Raw genomic sequence first — 19497 nt, 5'->3', positions numbered from 1 at the left:
GGAAAAGATTGCTCTTTCTTAAATTGTCATCAAAACATCCTAAATGGTAGAAATTGGCTTGCGACTTAACCCAATCGAAAGTTCTTCGTCCCAAGTTAAAAATATTCTGGTCAAAGAACTTCAGTGGCCATCAGCTTCCTCACTTTAAGAAAAAGCGAACAAGACCAGATTCTGTTCATCAGAAAACTAGTTTTGTCCGCTTTTTTTGATCGAGATTAGTATCTTGATCCAATCTCTATGACTTATACTCTTCGAAAATCAAATTCAAACCGCGTCAACGTCGCCTTGCCGTACTCAAGTACAGCCTGCGGCTAGTTTCCTAGTTTGCTCTTTGATTTTCATTGAGTATTAGATGCTTTTACATCATCTTATTCGTCGTCTTTTTTCTTTCCCATAGCAAACATACCAAGAAGTGCTCCTACAACACCAACGGCTGCAAGGCCGGCATTTTCTTTAGTACCTGTCTCTGGGAGCTTGTATGGATGACTTGCAGGTGCTTGGTAGGTCTTATCTTGTGACATAGTAAGAGCTACAAGAGACTGCTCATCTGTGTATTCTGGAATCTCACGGACAGCTCCTTCTGTCCCATTGACACCACCTGTGAATTCTGGACCTACTTCTTGAACAGCTGCTGCTTCACCATTCACACCACCAGTAAATTCTGGGACTTCATGGATAGCTGCTTCTGATCCATTGACACTGCCTGTGAATTCTGGGCTTACTTCCTGAACAGCTACTTCTTCACCTGCTGTGCCAATAGCTCCTGTATATTCTGGGATTTCCACTACTGGTGCTACTTCATCGCCTGCTGTACCAATAGCTTCAGTGTATTCTGGAACTTCTTGAACAGCTGCTTCGACTGCGTTAACGCCACCTGTGAATTCTGGGACTTCTACTACTGGTGCTGGCTCATCACCTGCTGTACCAATAGCTTCAGTGTATTCTGGAACTTCTTGAACAGCTGCTTCGACACCATTTACGCCACCAGTAAATTCTGGTACTTCTACTACTGGTGCTGGCTCATCACCCTTACTTGTAGTTGGAGCTGGTTTCTCTGGTTCTTCTGGCAGTTCTTGGTGGAATGTAGTCATTTCGTAGAACTCTGGTTTGCCACCTTCCCAAACAACTTTGACATCCAACAATGGCGCTTTCTCTCTCACTGCAAATGTTTGGAAGCTTGAGGTAATTGCTCCTAGATCTGTCCAAGCATCTTTTTTATCTTCTTTAAGAGTACGAGCAAGCACACGTGCAGTAACTCCTTGAGGAATACTTGAAACAAGTCGAATATGGTTAGCGTCTGTTGGTTCTGACAAGTGGTAAACAAGCTCACCTTGTTCTTTCTCAGCCTTGTAGCTTGTCAATACTTTGCCATCTACAAGGTTAGTGTAAAGGTTGCCTTGGCTTTCACTGCTGTTTCCTTCTACAGTTGGGTCATTGATTGGTTTCACGAATTCGCCATCATTGATCACCAACTCAGTGAAGCCTACAAAACGAGCATCATAGTCTGCTGTAAATAGAACACGGAGATAGTTGGCTTTAACTGGGCTTGAAAGTTCACCCTCGATATAGCGATTTCCTGGCATCTTAGAATCATGTGTCCAGCCATCTGTCAAGGAGTCATCACGTGTTTCATTAGCAACACCGTCACCAACTGTCACAACATCTGTCCAAGTCTTGCCATCTTGACTGACTTGAATCTTACCATCACGGAGATAGTTTTGAGTGCCGTCTTGGATGTAAGCTCTAATCTTCTTAATATCACGTTCGCTACCAAGTCTCAAGGTGATATGACCGTCTTTACGAGCATAGTCTGAGAACTCTACAAAGTTATTGTAAACACCATCAAATAATTGATCCAAGTTCTTGATCTTACGAACGTCGTTTCTACCGTATGTTGGGTGGATTCCCATTGATGTCGAATCAAGTGTTGTTGGTTGAACTTCTTTTGTCTGAACAAGTAGAGATGTTGCTGTCACTGCTTGTTCTTGGCCAGTCTTATTAACCAAACGAACATAACGTACCAAGGACTTATCAGTCACTTGATTAGCTGGATACCATTCTTGGGCATTTGGAGAGTATTCCAAGTTAAGGGATGGATTTTGTGTACCAAGTGCTTGAATGCTTTCAGCTTGGTGAAGACGATCAAGTTTCATACCCAAGTAGCTATTAGCTGGAAGCTTAGTTCCGCTTGGAATTTGAAGGTCATAACGGCCTAGGCTGTCATAAACTGGAGTTGACTTCAAGCTTTCAACGTTTGTATCAGTCAATTCGCTATTGCCTGCACGTGTTTCAACTGAGAAGTCAGCGATACGCCACCATAGGTTGATGTTCTTAGTATTGCGAACACGAACGTAGCGAGCTGAAATTGGAGTTTCGATTTCTTTAGTTTGTTCACCAGTCAAACGATCCAATTCTTGCCATGAGCTACCATCTGCAGAATATTCAAGAACACCTTCCGCCAATTTGTCTCCTGATCCTTGAACAAGACGAACCTTAGTTACAGGTTTGACTTCACCCAAGTCAAGTTGCACCCAACCATTTACTGGAGTAGTGTCTGTTCTATCAGCATTTGCAAGCATTGCTTCAGTATTGTCACGACCATCTGTAATCTGAGCAACTGTCGTATTGTACTTGTACATAAGATTTGGACTGATGGTCACTGTAGCTGCCTGTTTAGGACGACTTACTTCTACAGGACGGTTCACAGCGATTTCTCGTACAGCAAACCAAGTGTTCTCACGATCTGAAGTCGCAATCATGCGAACAGCTTTAGCATTGATATTGAGATTTTCAAATTTAAGAAGAGGCTCATTACCAGTGTAGCTTGGTTCTGAAAGGGTGACCCACTCATCATTTTCATTTAGATACTCAACCTTAGCGTTGTTGAAGGTATCACGAGGATTTGCTTGAGTTCCCATTGCAAATGTCAAGTTTTGGATTGGAACAGCTTTGTTAAATTTCAAGCCAATGTAATCACCAGTTTGAATGCTATTTGGTGACTTGATAAGGGCATGTGTTCCTAAATCTCCGTCAGTCACTTCAGCAAGTCCACCTTCGACACCTGTACGGTTTGTGATAAAGGTACTAATGACTTGGTCAGGATGCAAGGCTTTTTGAACTTCTGTTGCAAGGATTTCACGAAGGCCAAGCAAGAATGGACGGATATGTTGAACACCCAACTCAGCTCTCTCATCATGGTCTACATAATGGAAGGTATAAGTTTGAGACTGTTCATATAGTTTCAATCCCTTATAGTAGCTATCCCAAAGTTTTGCAGAATCATTGGTTTCGATAGCTTCTGTACCATCAAGAAGAGCACTCAAGGCATCCATTTGGTCAATGGTATTGTCCAACCAATAGTGGATTTGAGCACGCATCTTTTCATCACCAGATGCTTTATAAAGTTGTGCTGCAGCTTTTAGTTTAGCAAATTCTGCACGCAATTCTTGACGCTCTGCGCTGACATCTTGACCAGCTTTCAACTTAGACATGAAGGTTGCCAATTTCGGTGCAAGTTCAACAGACTCTTCCAACTTAACAACACGACCATCCATGTTTTGGTTAATCATGTGTTTACCAAGTTCACGGAAGGCAACTGATGCTTCGCTATCTGTAAACTTACCGTTTTCAACAAAGTTAAAGGCGATGTCATTTACTTTCTTAGCTTCTTCTTCAGACTTCCATTGTTTCCATGCATATTGAGCTGCAGAGAAGAGGGCAATTTTAGAAGGCTCAGATTGTTGCATTGGGTTCAACATGATTCCTGAAAGGAGACTAGGATCTACATTCGGATGAAGGAATTTCTCACCACCACCCAAGATTAAATGTTGTTTAGAGTTATCTGTAACAGGCCAATTGACCCATAGAGAAACTGGACGGTAGGTCTTACCACCTGCAGTAAGGTTATTCTTAAGATTTGAAAGGAAGTTTTCTGACACTTCACCCCAAATCTTACCACCAGTAAGGGTCATAGAAGTCGAGGTTGGAAGGTTTTCGTTGAGTGCTTTCAACTCATCTTCACGTCCATTACCCCAATACTGACCAGGGACAAAAATCATTTCCTTACGAAGGCCAACATAAGTTGCTTGTTTTTCAGTCAACCAGTCTGTCATGTCCTTCATCAAGCGGTTGTAGCTATTGTAGCCACCAACTGGACTTGGAGCATCATCTGCCAAAATACCGAACTCACGGACACCGACGTTCATCAATTGAGTGAACTTAGCCTTAATAGTTTCAAGGTCTTTTTGGTAGTCAGCATCGTTTCCGAATCGGATACGATTGTTCATGAATGGGTGAATGGTCCATACATAACGAGTTTTGTTTTGATTTCCGACACGTGCCAATTCACGGATTTCTGCAAGTTTTTCTTCTGGATAAAGTTCACGCCACTTCTTGTTGTGGTATGGATCGTCTTTTGGTGCGAAGAAGTATTGAGTCAACTTCAAGTCACCACCATAGCGCATCAATTCTGCACGATCAGCATTGCTCCAAGGGTTACCATAGTATCCTTCGATAAAGCCACGGTTCTTAATTTCAGCGTAGTCTTCAACTGTTACATTACGCAAGACTGGTGCCTCGCTCTCATTAAGCATGTGTTTGAGAGTCGTTAAACCGTAAAAGACAGCATCTGTGTCTTTACCGACGATAGAGATTGTATTGTTCTTAATTGACAAGGCATAGGCATCAATCTTATCAAAGAGTCCTTGAGAAATTCCAGACACTTCTTTTTCAGCCTGTGAATTTTGACCATGAACACCAAGGTAGATGTTAGTAGCACCCGCCACTGCTGTTTGACTGCTTGTGTATGAGATTTGATGATCTTGCAGAACACTCTTCAAGCGGTTGCGAGTATAGATGTCTAATTGATCTCCCATGACAAGATTGACTTGTTTATGGAGTTTCGTAACACCTTCATCATAAGTTACTTTTTGTGGTGTTGGGAAGACCTTGTATTCTTTTTTGAGATAGTCTTGACTTTGTGCTGCAGCAGTAACTACGTCGTCACTAGCAGGTTTGCTAGCTACAAAGTTATCAGCAAGTTCAGTTGTACCATCTCCCATTTCCTCAACTTTAGGTTTTTCTGGAGTTACAGGCTTCTCTGGAGTCACTGGTTTTTCTGGAGCAACTGGCTCTTCTGATTCGCTATCAGAAAGTGGCTTGAGTAGTTGAATTTCTGCGGCACTACCAAATCCACGCACACCTTCTAGAACTTTAAACTCTATCTTATCTGTTTCAATAGCCTCAAAGTTTACTGTTTTTTCTTTGGCATTATTTTCCCAAGTTCCTGAGGCAACTTTAACCATCTGACCATCTTTTTGAGCATAGATTTCATAAGATGTCACGACACCATTGCCTCCACCTGGGCGTGGAAGGTAGGTCAGACCATTTACTTTTTCTGCTGCTTTCAAGTTCATTGCAACAGTGAATGGAGCTTGATGACCAGACCATTTTGAATGCCAGAAAGTATTTGGATCATTGTCAAAGGCTTTTTCTACTGGACCTTCTGCATTGGTACCTGGTAACTCTTGACTAGTTGCAGAAACTGTAAAATGATCATTTGGAATCAAACGTGGATTTACGAATGGTTCATTTGACAACTCAGCACTATGCAAGATTCCTTTGAAGCCACCGATTGTTTCAAGTGGAAGTACCAAGCTATTGTGAGCCAAGCGAGGATGAGCTGGATTTGCAATACGCTCAACCTTTTTACCGTCTACATAAACTTCTGTTTTTTGTGGTTTGGTAACAACAGAGATTTGATAACGTTTATTTTTCTCAAGTTTCTTGTTGAATTGAATATGGAATTGTTCAAATTTATAAGCAAGATAGCCATCCTTGTCCGCAAGGTAAAGTTGGTTGTCCCCGCTTGTAGAGAAGACTTGCTCTCCATCACCTGTAACAGTTACATCCAATTTCAAAACATGACTAGGACCAACATCACCTACTAAGCCTTCGATACTAGAATCTTTTTCGAAGTTCAAACCTGCTTCAGTCTTCTGTACTTTCTTAGCGAGATAATCTTTGACAGTCTCAGGATTAATCTTGAACAAATCTTCTTCAGCTACGGTCTTTTCTGGATTTGAACGTGGTGCATAAACACTTGTTGGTTGGATACGGTCTGCATAGGTCTTAGCTGCACGATCTGAACCCCAAGTGCGTTCAGCAGTTGATTGCATACTCTTGAAGAAGCGTTTAAAGATATCAAAAGAGGTAAGTCCTGTTTCATGTAGGTCAATGTTATCATTCCAAACTGCATGACCACCACCAAGGATATTTGGATTAGAGGCTTCTAGGCGTGGTCCTCCACCTGTTGAGAAGTCATTTGGTGTCCAGCGGTTGTATTGAGTTTCATAGTTTGCATAATCCCCATAACCACCTTGACTGTTACTTCCGCTTGGGACACTATAGGTTGGAATATCTGTGATATTGATAATCTTAGCGCCTTGAGCAATAGCATCAGCTGGACGTTGCCATCCGATACTCCAGATATCAACTTCTACATCTTTCCAATCAACTGGCGTTGTACCAGGTTTTGCACTAAGTGAACCCCAAATACGTGGTGTATAGCCTTTGCCTTTGATGTACTGAATCATATCATTGACATAGCGACGATAGCTTTCGCGACTACCGTAGTACTCATCGGTTCCGATATGAACTGTTGAGACACCATGAAGTGGTGCATTTTCTCCATCGAGCAATTTATCATAGACTGATTTAACAAAAGCAAGAGTTTCTTCATACTTGTTATCCAAGTCCAACATAGCAACACGTTCTACATTGTGCTTGCCCCTATAGTCGCTAAGACTGCCTTTGTACATAAGGTCAGGTCTAACCTTAACAAATGAAAGAGCGTGACCTGGTGTATCAATTTCAGGAACAAGATTGATATGTAAAGCTTTGGCCAACTTGATGATTTCTTGCATTTCTTCCTTGGTGTAATGCTCGTCAGATGTTAATTTTTCACCATTTTCACCGACAACATCAGTCTCTACACGGAATCCTGTCTTAGCTTTTTTGAGGACATAGTCCAGTTCTTCATCTTGAGAAAGATTTTTACCAGCCAAGTGATCTTTTAAGAAGATATAGTTATCATTCAAGTGCAACTGAAGATCGTTCATCTTGTAGTAAGCCATGTTGAGCATGATGTCTACAAGCGTATCATAAGGAATAAACTTACGACCTGTATCTAGCATAAAGCCACGGTGGCTGAAGCTTGGGAAGTCACGGATTTCTCCGTTTTGCAAATCCTTTTCTCCCATCTGAAGGAGAGTACGAGTTGCGTAAAAGGCTCCTGCGTTGGTCGCCGCTTCTACTGTGATAACTCCATCTTTAATGGTGATACCATAGCCTTCTTTGCCATAGCCTTTATCTACAACTTTCTTAAATTCGATCCGTTTTTGAGCTGTTTGATCACCTGTAGCGATTTCTAGCCCACGACTTTCAAGGTCAGTCTGATAAAATTTAGCTTCTTGACCAAATCCAGAATCGCCAACTGAAATCACGGTATCAGCTGTAATAGAAGTTTTGCCTTCAGTTCCATACCATTGTTGAACTGCTGGAGCAACTGCTGGTTTGGTTCCAACGCCTTCGTCTGCATGTAATCCTTTAATAAGGACTTCAAATTCTTTTGTGAAGGTATGAGTATCCTTGACTTGTTGGACCATGACCTTGACAGTTTGATCTGTTAAGGGTTTGTAGATTTTGTTATTAAGATCAACAACTCCCTGTTTGTTGCTACCAATCAAGCTGACTTGACCTGGTAACTTAGGTAAAACAAGTGATTTCCCATCTTCAGCAATCGCTAATTCTGTCACTTGGCGAATATCTGTTGGTTTGCTAGCGTCTGGGATGTTTGAGTAGGCACGAATTTCTTGAATCCCAACATTTTTCCAGTTCATTGTACCAGCTTGATAATCTGTAATTTCAAGTTTAAGGTATTTGGCTTGGATAGCTTCTTTCAAGTCAATTTTTTCATCAAGAAGAGGATTCCCTGTTCTTTGATAAGCCAACTTCCATTCTTTGTTACCTGAACCATTTACATCATCTTGCCCAGCGTAATAGAGGTTCCATGATTTGATATTTGGATCGTTTTGTTGACCACGAAGACGGCGGTCCCAATCAATCTCCACATGCTTAATCACTGTTGTCTTCTCAAGTGTAAATTCGATTGTTGGTTTCTCAACGTTTTGGTCAGTTGCCCAACGAGTATCAGGTTTTCCGTCGATTGCCTTTTCTGCTGTAAATGGTGTGTTGGCTTCATGGTTTGAAGCTGTTGCAGTCGCCTTTTCTAGATGATTGACATCTGGTGTATCTACTACATCTTTAATCGCAGGACTTGCAACTGGTTTCGCCTCAGAAACTGCTTCCTCTTTAGGATTTGTAGCTGGTTTTGAAGCCACTTCTTCCTTAGGAGCAGGAGTTTCAGTTGGTTTTGGAGTAGTTGTTTCAGCTGCAGTTGCTCCAGTTTCTGACGCTGCAGGTTGATCATCTACAGTTCCAGCACTCGCTTCTGCTTTTTCAATAGCTGCTGCTATATCTGCTGGCAGTTTATCCAGAGGCTGAGCCTGTGTTACCGTACCTTCTGTCTCTGAAGGTCCTTCTGTTTCAGCAGCCTGAACCACACTAGCTCCAAAGATACTAGCACCAATCATAACAGAAGCTGCGCCGATTGTAAATTTACGTATACTGTAATGACACCGTTTCTCAAAAAAATGTTTTCCCATTTTTTCCTGTTTCCTTTCATACGCTCACAAGTGGTAAGCGTTCTCATTCCCCTTTAGAAAAAGAGAGGACCTAGAGGGTCCTCTCTGGGTTTTCTTTTTCTCCACGACAATGATTGTGGAGTCTAAGCTCTCTTTTATTGAAAACTTTTTTGTATTTTAATCTTCTTTTCTTTTGACAGCTAAGAGTGCTGCTGAAACTGCCATGCTGACACTAGCGATGAAGAGAGCTGTTTCAGAATTATGTTCACCCGTATTTGGAAGAACATTTGAATGTGACTCTTTAGATGTATCTTTATTCTCTACTAAATCTTCTCGATACTCTGGTTTTTCCACTACAGGGGCAGGTTGGTTACCTACTGTACCAATTTGGCCTTTGTATTCTGGAATTTCATGGATTGCGCCATCACTTCCATTCACACCTCCGGTAAACTCTGGTACTTCATGAATTGCGGATTCGGCACCATTTACACCACCTGTGAATTCTGGTGCTTGGCTCACAGCTGCTTCTGCTGCGTTAACTCCACCCTTGAATTCTGGAACTTCGTTTACAGCTACTTCTTCTCCTGCCGTTCCAACTACTCCTGTATACTCTGGAAGTTCTACAACTGGCGCTGGTTCATCGCCTGCTGTGCCAAGAACTCCTGTGTATTCTGGAACCTCTACAACTGGGGCTACTTCATCGCCCGCTGTGCCAAGAACTCCTGTGTATTCTGGAACCTCTACAACTGGGGCTGATTCATCGCCTGCTGTGCCAAGAACGCCAGTGTATTCCGGAACCTCTACAACTGGGGCTGATTCATCGCCTGCTGTGCCAAGAACTCCTGTGTATTCTGGAACCTCTACAACTGGTGCTGGTTCATCACCTGCTGTACCAATTGGTTCTGTGTACTCTGGAACTTCATGGATTGCGGCTTCAACACCATTTACACCACCTGTGAATTCTGGAAGGTCAACAACTGGCGCAGCTTCGTCACCCTTGCTTGAAGTTGGAGTTTCAGGTTTAGGTTCTGGAGTTGGTTCTGGATCTGGAGTTGGGGTAGGTGTTTGGTCTTTCAATTTGTCGAGATAATCTGCAAAGAATTCAAGCATTCTATTTGTCAAGAGATGATTATCTGTTGCAAATTTCATGCTGGCAACAACACTTGCTACTTCCTCTTGATTGCTCTTATCAGTCAATTTTTGAGCTTTAGCCAAGGCTGCTTCATAGGCTGCTGTATCAAGACCTGTTTCAGCAACCTGTGGACGAGCGAAGATCAATTCCGCAGCTGATTGATATTGGTTTTCAGTATCACCGTAGGTTCTTGTTCCAGTTAGAACAATCTTTTTAGCCTTGATAGTCTTACCAAAGTCAATATCTTTTGGTTTATTATTGTTAGCCCAATTGGTTGCATTGAAGGTATGTTCCTTACCTGTTTCATCAGTAACCACAAGAGTAACATCTCTCAAGTTACCATTTGATCCTGAACCACGTGGAACGTAACGGAAGCCAGTAATTTCAGTTGGTTCCTTCAAGACCATAGTTGCAGGTTTACCAACATCTCCTCCGCTCCATGATGTATGCCATAGACTTGACACGTTGCTATCAAAGGCATTTTCAAGACCTTCACCAGCCTGAGCAGGAGCTGTAAGACTTGCAAAGTCATCTGCTACAAGAGCTGTTTTCTTCATCACTAAAGCGTCTTTAAGAGCATTGACCTTAGCAATTTCAGACTTAGCTTCTTCTACACTGATATCATCATCTGCTTGACTGAGGTTGAAGACAGCTTCTTTCAAAGCATCCATTGTTTCTTTAGTGTAGTTAGTCATAGCAACAGTTGGAAGATAGTTCTTGACAGCATTTTCTGTCATCATCTTACCAGTCAAGACAATCTCTTCAATTTGAAGTCTATCCATGATGAAGTCATTGTAACCACGGAAGTTGGCATTTCCTCCAGAATCACCACGAGTATTGCTTGCATTGCCTGTAGAGTAGATACCTACCCATGTATCGCCAGTTTCAGCCCCTGTCACGAGGAAGGTTGCTCGTTTCGCTTTCTTAGAATCTGTCCAAGTATTTGGCAATTCATGCACTTCCATATTGCTCGTTTGACCAGATTGGAATTCTCCCTTACCGACTACAAAGGCGTAAGTGTTGTCAGAACCAGCTTCATAGTCAAATGTAATACGGTAGGTCTTGCCTGCTTCAAAGCGGAAGTTTTGTGGAATTGTTTGGTAAACCAAGTTTCGACGACTTACGAGACCATTGGTCTTGAGTGACCAATTTCCTTCGATAACGTCATCAACTTTCTTGCCATTCCAATCACGTTGTGTGTATGGACCATGTTTTTCAGACAAGTGAGTACGGTTGTCTTCAACACCTTCGATACCACCGATGACAAATGGGAAGATACCTTGTCCGACATTTTCAAAATCTTGTTTGAAAACGCCTGTTGCAGTATCATGACCGTCACCGTACATATTTGATTCATTTTCAAAAGTACGGATTTCATCAAAGTAAGTTGCTTCATCGCCTGCTTCACGACTCAAGGTCAAGGTTACATTTGATACATCTGAACCTGTTGTAAAGAAAGCATACATGTTTTGGAAGTAACTTGTATTATCAACTGTTGCATTGCTTCGACGAGTATTGTGAGCATAGGCTTTTACATAGTTGAGAGCGAGTGACTTGTTGGTGTAGTTGGTTACTTCTTTTTCACCAGTATTAACAGTAATACTTGCTTTAGCATTACTACGGTTGTCTACACCGACATAGACTGCGTATTTAGTATTTGGCTTCAAGCCAGTCAATTTTTGAGTGAGACTAACTTTTTCTTTATTGCCTTGGATGCGGAGCATTTGGTTTGCACCTTGAGACTTCACGATTTCAGCCTTAGAAGCATCTCCCGAAATCTTCCAATGATCCAAAGATTCACTGTTAAATCCTTGGTCATAGATATGCATTCCTTCACTCCATGACATTTCAGGATTTGTTTGTTTAGAACGATAGAGAACATAAGGTTGATTTGCAGTGAGGTCAAGGGTAATCTTACCATCTTTCACGGCAACTTCTTTTTCCTCAGTCTTACCTTGGTCAGTTAGTTTATAAAGGTAAACTTTACCATTTGCCCAGTCGCTAGGAAGTGTCCAAGTTGTTGCACCTGCTTCAGTATTGAAGTAGTACATTTTTTCCTTGTCACTTTCAAGTTTATTACCATTTGCATCCCAGTTCCAAGGTGTCAAGTAGGCTGAACCATCTTGGATCACACGACCATTGAGCGTAACTGTCCGTTCACGATATTGTGGACTGTTGACATCATTGGATTTACGAGTTACAACAACCTTGTTATTTGCAGCATCGACCAACTCGACTTTCATTTCTGGAGTCCATTTATAGGTACTACCATTGTCAGACATGGTTACTGGTTTGCCATTTTCCCATTTGCTGACTGTGAAGTGTTGGAAGTACTTAGTCATAACATCATGAGCAAACAAGTTTGTTACATAACCGTTATAGTCACTACGTCCTTGCCATCCTTCAAAGTCCTTCATGCTATAACCGCCTAGAAGTGGGTAGTCAGCTGCACCACCATAACTTCTGTAGTCACCAACCCAAGAATCTTTTTGGTGGTTACGGATAAAGCGAGTGATGGCACTGTTAATACCTTTATTTGTATAGCCACCGTAGGTCAAGTCAGCTGCCCAGTGTTGGAAGGTAGAATCATATTCACCACCATGGCCCCACTCAATAGCAAAACGCCAACCCTGTTTGTTAATTTCTTTCGCAATAACGTGAGTTGCCCAGGCACCGTTGTCACCTGATTGACCGTTACCCCATACGTCGACATAGATGAAGTCTAAACCTTCACCCAATTCCTTCTTCAACTCTTCCCAACGAGCTAGACGCCCATGAGCAAGGTCATAACCAGCATCAATATTGATACCTTGGTCAAGCCAGTTCCAACCGTAGCTGTAGCTACCATCTGCATTTTTACGAAGAATATTTTCATTAAAATATTTAGACTCAGGATAGGTTTCTGAAGCGTTAACGTGGATACCGAGGTGGGCACCATATTTCTTAGCTTTCGCAATAAGAGTCTTAAAGTCTTCAACACCACCGATACGTTTACCGATATCCGCGTAGTTCAAGTGACCAGAATCATGTCCTTCACTTCCGTATCCCTTAAGAAGTACACCTTGACCAAGACCATCGGTGTGGAGGTTAATCTTCTTGATACCATCTAAGGTCATGAGGAATGGGTTTTGTGCTTGTGAACCAAAGTTCATAGCGATACGGTAAGCTGTAATGTCTTTAACTTTTTCCCAACCTTGAGGGTTGTTCATGATGCTACGGTAAGCGATGGCACCATCTTGCCAGTCAACCTTATGGTCAGCATTGGCATCTTCAGTGATGACAACTTTTGCACTTGGAAGTTCTTGAGTGTATGCTGGGAAGACAACTCCATTGTGGGCTTTTTCCCATTGCCATTCAGAGCTATGAATTTCCACATAGTTAGCATTGCCAATCGTATTCTTATAAGCTGTCAAACGTGTCCAGTCGTAAGAACCACCACCGTAGCTATTTTGCGAGTTACTCCATACACCAGCAGCGAGTTTATCTGTTGAAACAAATCCGTACATATAGCCTTTGGCTAATTCTTTCATTGGATTTGTTACTTCGATATGGTCATCACCACTGACGTGAGTATTGTTTGACATGGTTGCCCCATCAAACTTAGCTCCCGCTTGATCGCTTGAAACAGATACCAAGGCATTTCCTAGGAAGCTGATTGAAGAAAGTAATTTACGTTCGTCATCAATCTTTTGTCCTGGTGTAACTTGGTTATGGTTGATAATCTTAGTCACATCAAAGTGAAGTTGGTTGTCCACCACTTGCAAACGAACGGTCATATCTGCATTGATGAGATTTTCCTCATCACGGAGTTTCATTTCATACTCGGCAGTCGTTGCATTGACCTTCTTATAGGTAACTTCAGGAGTCACAGCGTGCTTGTTAATCACAACTTGATTAATCGGTTGCACTTGACCTGGGAGCTTGTTACCATTAAGGACGTACTCTTTAATACGTGGGAAGGCTTGGTCGATGACTGCTTTCAATACTGTAGATTCGATCGTGTCATATTTGACTTTGCTATCGTCTACTGTATCACCTTTTTCTTTTTCAGCAGCCTCTTGGTCGTTTTTCACGCCTTCTTGGTCATCTGTTTTAACATTGACAATGGTTCTCTCACTGCTATAGCTTCCAGCCTTAAGAACGATTTTCTTCTCATCTTTGAGCTTGTCATTTACAGCAGATGGTAAGGTAAGTGTGTCAAAAAGTTTGACATCATTGTTTGTTGCGTTAAGTTGTCCATCTGATTTAAGACTGATGGTCAAGTGGTTGGTTGAGCCATTAACAGGAGCTGCAACACGTCCACCTTGGTACCAAAGTCCACTTCCATTTGACTTGTATTCCCAGAACCATCCGCCTTGGTCATAACCTACAAAAACGTTGTTATCAGTGTCTTTGAATTTCATGAAGACACCAAAGCGTGATTTACCTGTTTCAGATTCTTCTTTAAAGGTCAAATCGACTGTGGCATTTCCATTAGCATCGACTGTCAAACCATCTTTTTCAAACAAGGCTGGTTTCTTACCATTGTCATTTTGAGCAGTTGAAGCTAGTTGGTTGTAACGAACTCCATTTTCTTCACGGATTGTTACTGTTCCCTGTTGGTCTTTATTTTCAACTGTTTTCCATTCTGGAGAAACTTCTTTTGATTCAGCTGGTTTATTCTCAGCTGGCTTGTTTTCAGCAGGTTTATTTTCTGCTGGCTTGTTCTCAGCTGGTTTATTTTCTGCTGGTGTTTCTTCTTTTGGCTTATCTTCCTTAGGTTTATCCTCTTTTGGTTTTTCTTCCTTGTCCTCAACTTGTTTATCGAGAGCATCTAGACCAGCTGGTTTCGTTGTTTCAATACCCTTGATGTAGTTTTGAATCCATTCTAGCTGAGCAGGTGAGAAGAGAATACCTCCACTACGGCTTCCAACAACACCATTTTGGTGGATACCGATCAATTTTCCATTTTCATCGAAAATTCCGCCACCACTTGCACCTGGTTCACTTCCTTGATAGCTGATGCCACGAACACCTTCACCATGATTATTGATATCTTCAACTGTCGTATTGAGGATTGGAGAAAGTTTTCCAGTTGGATAACCAAACACGTGTACCTTATCTCCAACCTTAGTAGTTGCAGGTTTGTCAGTCACTTCAACAGGAGCGTTTGCAAGAGGAGAACGAAGCTTAACGATGGCCAAGTCATTTTTATAACCTTTTAGGAATCCTTCACGGTCCCAGTGCTTAACATCATTCTTACTGAATTTAACATCAGGTGCTCCTTCGTAAGAAACTGAATAAACATCGCCATCACTTTCAATATTATCAGCTACCTTACGATTGTTTCCGTCTGGAACATCTTTGATAAAGTTATGAGAAACAGATAAAACTAGATTTTCACCGATGACGATACCGCTACCAACACCAGCTGCACTTTGAATTTTTACTGTTGCACCATAGTTTAATTCACCATTTTTTGTTTTAGCGACATCTTCTGGAACAAGACTCTTGTCTTCTTTTGCTAATTCCTCTTTTGATACAGTACTGCCATTTTCTTCAGCCTTATCAAGTTTTCCACGTAAGTCTTCTGGAAGAGCATCTGAAGCTGCTGAGCTTGTTGCAGTTGCAGTTTCTTTTTCTTTTGCCAGCAATTCTTCTTCAGTTTTTGGTCCTTCAGTTACTTCAGGAGAACCCTGATCTTCACCAGGTTTTGGCGCTTCAAAGTCATGCCCATCATCCTCTTTAGCATTGGCAAGAGCTGCCGCCAAATCAGCTGGCATATTCGCTGTTGAACCTGTTTGTGCAGAATCTGCGAGAACAGTGCTAGTTCCAAAGAAAGCTGCACCAATCATAACAGAAGCAACCCCTAATGAAAATTTCCGAATACTATATTTGCAACGTTTTTCAAATAATCCTTTATCCATCGGTTTTTTGTTCCTTTCAGTTTACAAAGTAAGCGTTTGCATTTTATTTTAAAAAAATATCCTCCTCAATTTTTAAACACTTCTGAATAAACATATAATTTTTTCTATACCAACTTAATATATCAAAAACAGTTTAAAAAATCAATAGTTTAATAGGTAAAACTAGTAAAAGTAAAATCCAATTATTGGGCAAGTCTGAAACGATTTTCAGATGGCTTTATTTCTAAAGAAATCGCTATAAAAAAGGAAACTTCATCGAAAAGTTAGACCAATTTTGACTAACTTTTTAATAAAGTTTCCATGCATTTTTATACTATTTTTACGTTTTTTTATTGTTGTAAAACCTTTCGTGGCTTCGTTCCTTCTGCAGGTCCGATAACTCCAGCCATCTCTAATTCTTCCATCAAGCGAGTTGCTCGGTTAAAACCAACTGATAATCTACGTTGAATCATGGATGCGCTCGCTTTTTGAGTTTCAATGACCAGAGCCTTAGCTTCTTCAAATAGCGGATCTCCACCTTCATCTCCTGAGACAGACTCACCTTCCGTCTCAGAAACCTCTCCGGGATCAAAGCTTTCATCATAATCAGCATCCGCTTGAGCCTTGATAAAGCTAACAATACGCTCAACATCATCATCCGAGATAAAAGAACCTTGCAGTCGAACAGGGTGGTTTTCATCGATTGGTTTAAAGAGCATGTCCCCTCGACCCAGGAGTTTCTCAGCACCGTTCTCATCCAAAATAGTTCGAGAATCCGTTCCTGATGAAACAGCAAAGGCCACACGAGACGGTACATTGGCCTTAATCAAACCAGAGATAACATCAACCGACGGACGCTGCGTTGCAAGAATCATATGAATACCAGCTGCACGCGCCTTCTGTCCAAGACGGATAATAGCATCTTCTACTTCCTTGCTGGCTACCATCATGAGGTCAGCTAACTCATCGACAATCACGACAATCAAAGGAAGAGGTACTTGTTTATACTCAGATTGAGCGTTGAATTCCTCTACCTTAGCATTGAAACCAGCAATATTACGAACGCCAATTTTGGCAAAGAGTTCATAGCGATTTTCCATCTCATCCACGACTTTTTGAAGGGCCTTGCTGGCCTTACGTGGATTCGTCACAACTGGAATCAAAAGATGAGGAATATCATTATAGACCGATAACTCAACCATCTTCGGATCCACCATCATAAACTTGACTTGGTCTGGACGTGCCTTCATGAGAATACTTGCAATGATACCATTGACTGCAACAGATTTACCAGAACCTGTCGAACCAGCCACTAGTAAGTGAGGCATTTTAGCTAGGTCAAAACTACGAGCTGTTCCGTTAACTGCTTTCCCAAGGGGAATTTCTAGCAGATTTTCAGGTTTAGTTTGCGACTGTTCCCAGAGCTCTCGGAAGGAGACTGTCGCAATCTCTGAGTTAGGCACTTCAATCCCGACTAAGGATTTCCCAGGAATCGGTGCTTCGATACGGACATCTTTCGCAGCCAAGGCCAGAGCCAAGTCATCTGCTAGATTAGAAATGCGATTGACCCGCACACCAACGGCTGGCTTGACTTCGTACTTGGTAACGGATGGACCAATCTCAGCACGTTCAACCGTTACCTTAATACCGAAACTTGCAAAGGTTTCTTCCAAAATCTTGATATTATCGCGAACGATTTTCTTTTCCTTGGACTGGTCTTTTGGCTTATCGGGTGCAAAAAGTTGCAAGCTTGGAAGTTTGTACTCTAAAGCTTTTTTAGCAGAAAAATCTACCTCAACATCCTCATCCTCTATGAACTCATCTTCCTCTGGAATGTCAACTTCGCTAGGAACTTCATAGTCTGCTTGAGGGAGAATAATTTCAGGTCCTATCCATTCTTCCTCAGGAAGAGGTGGTAAATCATTAAAGTGAACAGGGGGAGCTTCTAAAATCTCGCCAGTTTCCATATCAACAGGAGGTATATCCAACAAAGCTTGTTCTGCTTGTTCCTTTTCTAGTCTTTCCTGTTCCTCTGCTTCCTTACGAGCTTTTTCTTCTTCTCGTTTGACGAAGCGTTCTTGTTTCTTCTGCTCACGTCGCTCCATCCAAAGGGCAAAACGTGCTCCAAGGAAATCAGCAACGTCATAGACAGACCAAGGACTGACTAGAAGAGCACCGATCAAGATTAAGATGGCTCCGATAAAGTAAGTACCAATATTTGAAAAGAGAAAGGCGACTGGAATATAAAGGGCAACACCTAGAAGCCCTCCTCCAGCAAAGCTAGTCACACGAAAGCCTGTCAAATCTGTCAAAACTTGGGCTAAAGTACCCTTTAAGACAGACTGCTCGATGCCATATTTCCATACTAGATAAGCTTCAAAAATCAGCAATAAGCCTGAAAAAATGCAAAGAAAACCTGAGATTAGACCTTCTTGCTTCCGAATCCATTTGAAGAAAAAAAGATAGACTAGAACGACAAAGATGACCAGATAGGCCAGACTTCCTACTAGTAATCGAATAAGATTATAGAGGGTGAGTCCAACTGCTCCTAATCTCAAAGCAGCGAACATTAAGCAAAAAGCTATGACTAAGGAAATTAACATCCTTTGGATAGCTTGCTTTCTTTCTAATTCAGCTTTTGACGGTCTCCGTCTTGTTTTACTTGTATTCTTGTTTGCCATGCTTCTATTATACCATATTTCAGAAACATCTAGAGAAATCAAAAAATGACTGAATCTACTAGATACAATCATTTTTCGCTGATATTTCTGCACTTTCTTTTCTATATGATTTTTCAACAACCTTGTCTCACTATTTCTTTAAAAATCTAATTGCTGATTTTCTTGCTTTCTCAATCTTTTCGATTTCCAACTTCTCTACAGCAGATGTAGGGATCCATCTTTTCCCAAACAATACCTGGGCTGCTTCTATCATCAGAGCGCAAGCCTGTAAGTCCTTTTCTTCTGTAATTGCTTCACAAAACAAATCCTTCGTTTTTTCCATTAAGATTTCTTTTTTTACTTGATGAAAAGATAATTGCATTAGACTACTGGCAGACCAGGCACGACAAAGAGCATCTTGGTCAGTCAAGAGATGTTGTCCTAAGATTTCTATCTCACCTATTGAACCAATCCAACCTAGGGCAATGATTAGCTTTCTACGATTCGAAGCTTCTGAACTAGGTAAAAGAGAGATTAGAACAGGAAGTACTTGCTTGCAAGAAAACGCATAAAAATCTCTATGTCTTGCTTTGGAGAGGATTTTCGCTAGAAGATATACAATCAAAACGCGTTGACTCTCCACTTCCTCTTGATTGAGAGTTTCTAAAAGATAATTGATTCCCGCCTGCCCATGCTGGTCAAAACTCGCTTCAAAATTCAGGTCAGTTCCTTCCTCCCAATCGTTGCAAATGAGCTCAAAATGAAAGGCAATTTCTGGGCTCCTACCTAAATCAGCTATAAAATGAATTCGTTTAGAATCGGGAAAATTCTCTTTCACCAAGCTGGCATAGGTCTCTTGCAACTCTTCTTTTGTAAGATTTTGGCAATAAATCTTAGACTTCTCTCGTTTGTCGATTTCTTCTTTTCTAGAATCATTCATGACACTTATCTCCTCTAAGGTATTTGCAGAACTTTAGCATTCTGTCATTTATACTCTTCGAAAATCAAATTCAAACCACGTCAGCGTCGCCTTACCGTACTCAAGTACAGCTTGCGGCTAGCTTCCTAGTTTGCTCTTTGATTTTCATTGAGTATTAAATTCTCTACGATTTACCTCT

4 protein-coding genes are annotated in these 19497 nt (G+C 41.5%); all 4 read right to left on the bottom strand.

Annotated features, from left to right (window positions below; genetic code table 11):
- Positions 1-368: 368 nt before the first annotated feature.
- The 4 genes from QEZ38_RS03745 to QEZ38_RS03730 all read right to left on the bottom strand — a co-directional run bounded on the left by QEZ38_RS03745 (position 369) and on the right by QEZ38_RS03730 (position 19319).
- Positions 369-8723 carry an SIALI-17 repeat-containing surface protein gene (locus QEZ38_RS03745; protein ID WP_281335091.1) on the bottom strand — a complete coding sequence of 2785 codons (8355 nt, stop codon included), beginning with the start codon at positions 8721-8723 and terminating at the stop codon, positions 369-371.
- A 156-nt stretch (positions 8724-8879) separates the two neighbouring features.
- Positions 8880-15740, bottom strand: a complete 6861-nt coding sequence (locus tag QEZ38_RS03740; protein ID WP_281335090.1) for a SpGH101 family endo-alpha-N-acetylgalactosaminidase — start codon at positions 15738-15740, stop codon at positions 8880-8882.
- Positions 15741-16069: 329 nt separating this feature from the next.
- Positions 16070-18400 carry a DNA translocase FtsK gene (locus QEZ38_RS03735; protein WP_281335089.1) on the bottom strand — a complete coding sequence of 777 codons (2331 nt, stop codon included), beginning with the start codon at positions 18398-18400 and terminating at the stop codon, positions 16070-16072.
- Positions 18401-18530: 130 nt separating this feature from the next.
- A complete protein-coding gene (locus tag QEZ38_RS03730; protein ID WP_281335088.1) occupies positions 18531-19319 on the bottom strand; it encodes a HEAT repeat domain-containing protein in 789 nt (262 codons plus the stop codon).
- Positions 19320-19497: the final 178 nt, after the last annotated feature.

Source organism: Streptococcus taonis (assembly GCF_029948085.1).
Classification (GTDB): Bacteria; Bacillota; Bacilli; order Lactobacillales; family Streptococcaceae; genus Streptococcus; species Streptococcus taonis.
Note: the sequence above shows the minus strand (reverse complement) of the source record. Positions and strands in the feature narration are given on the sequence as shown.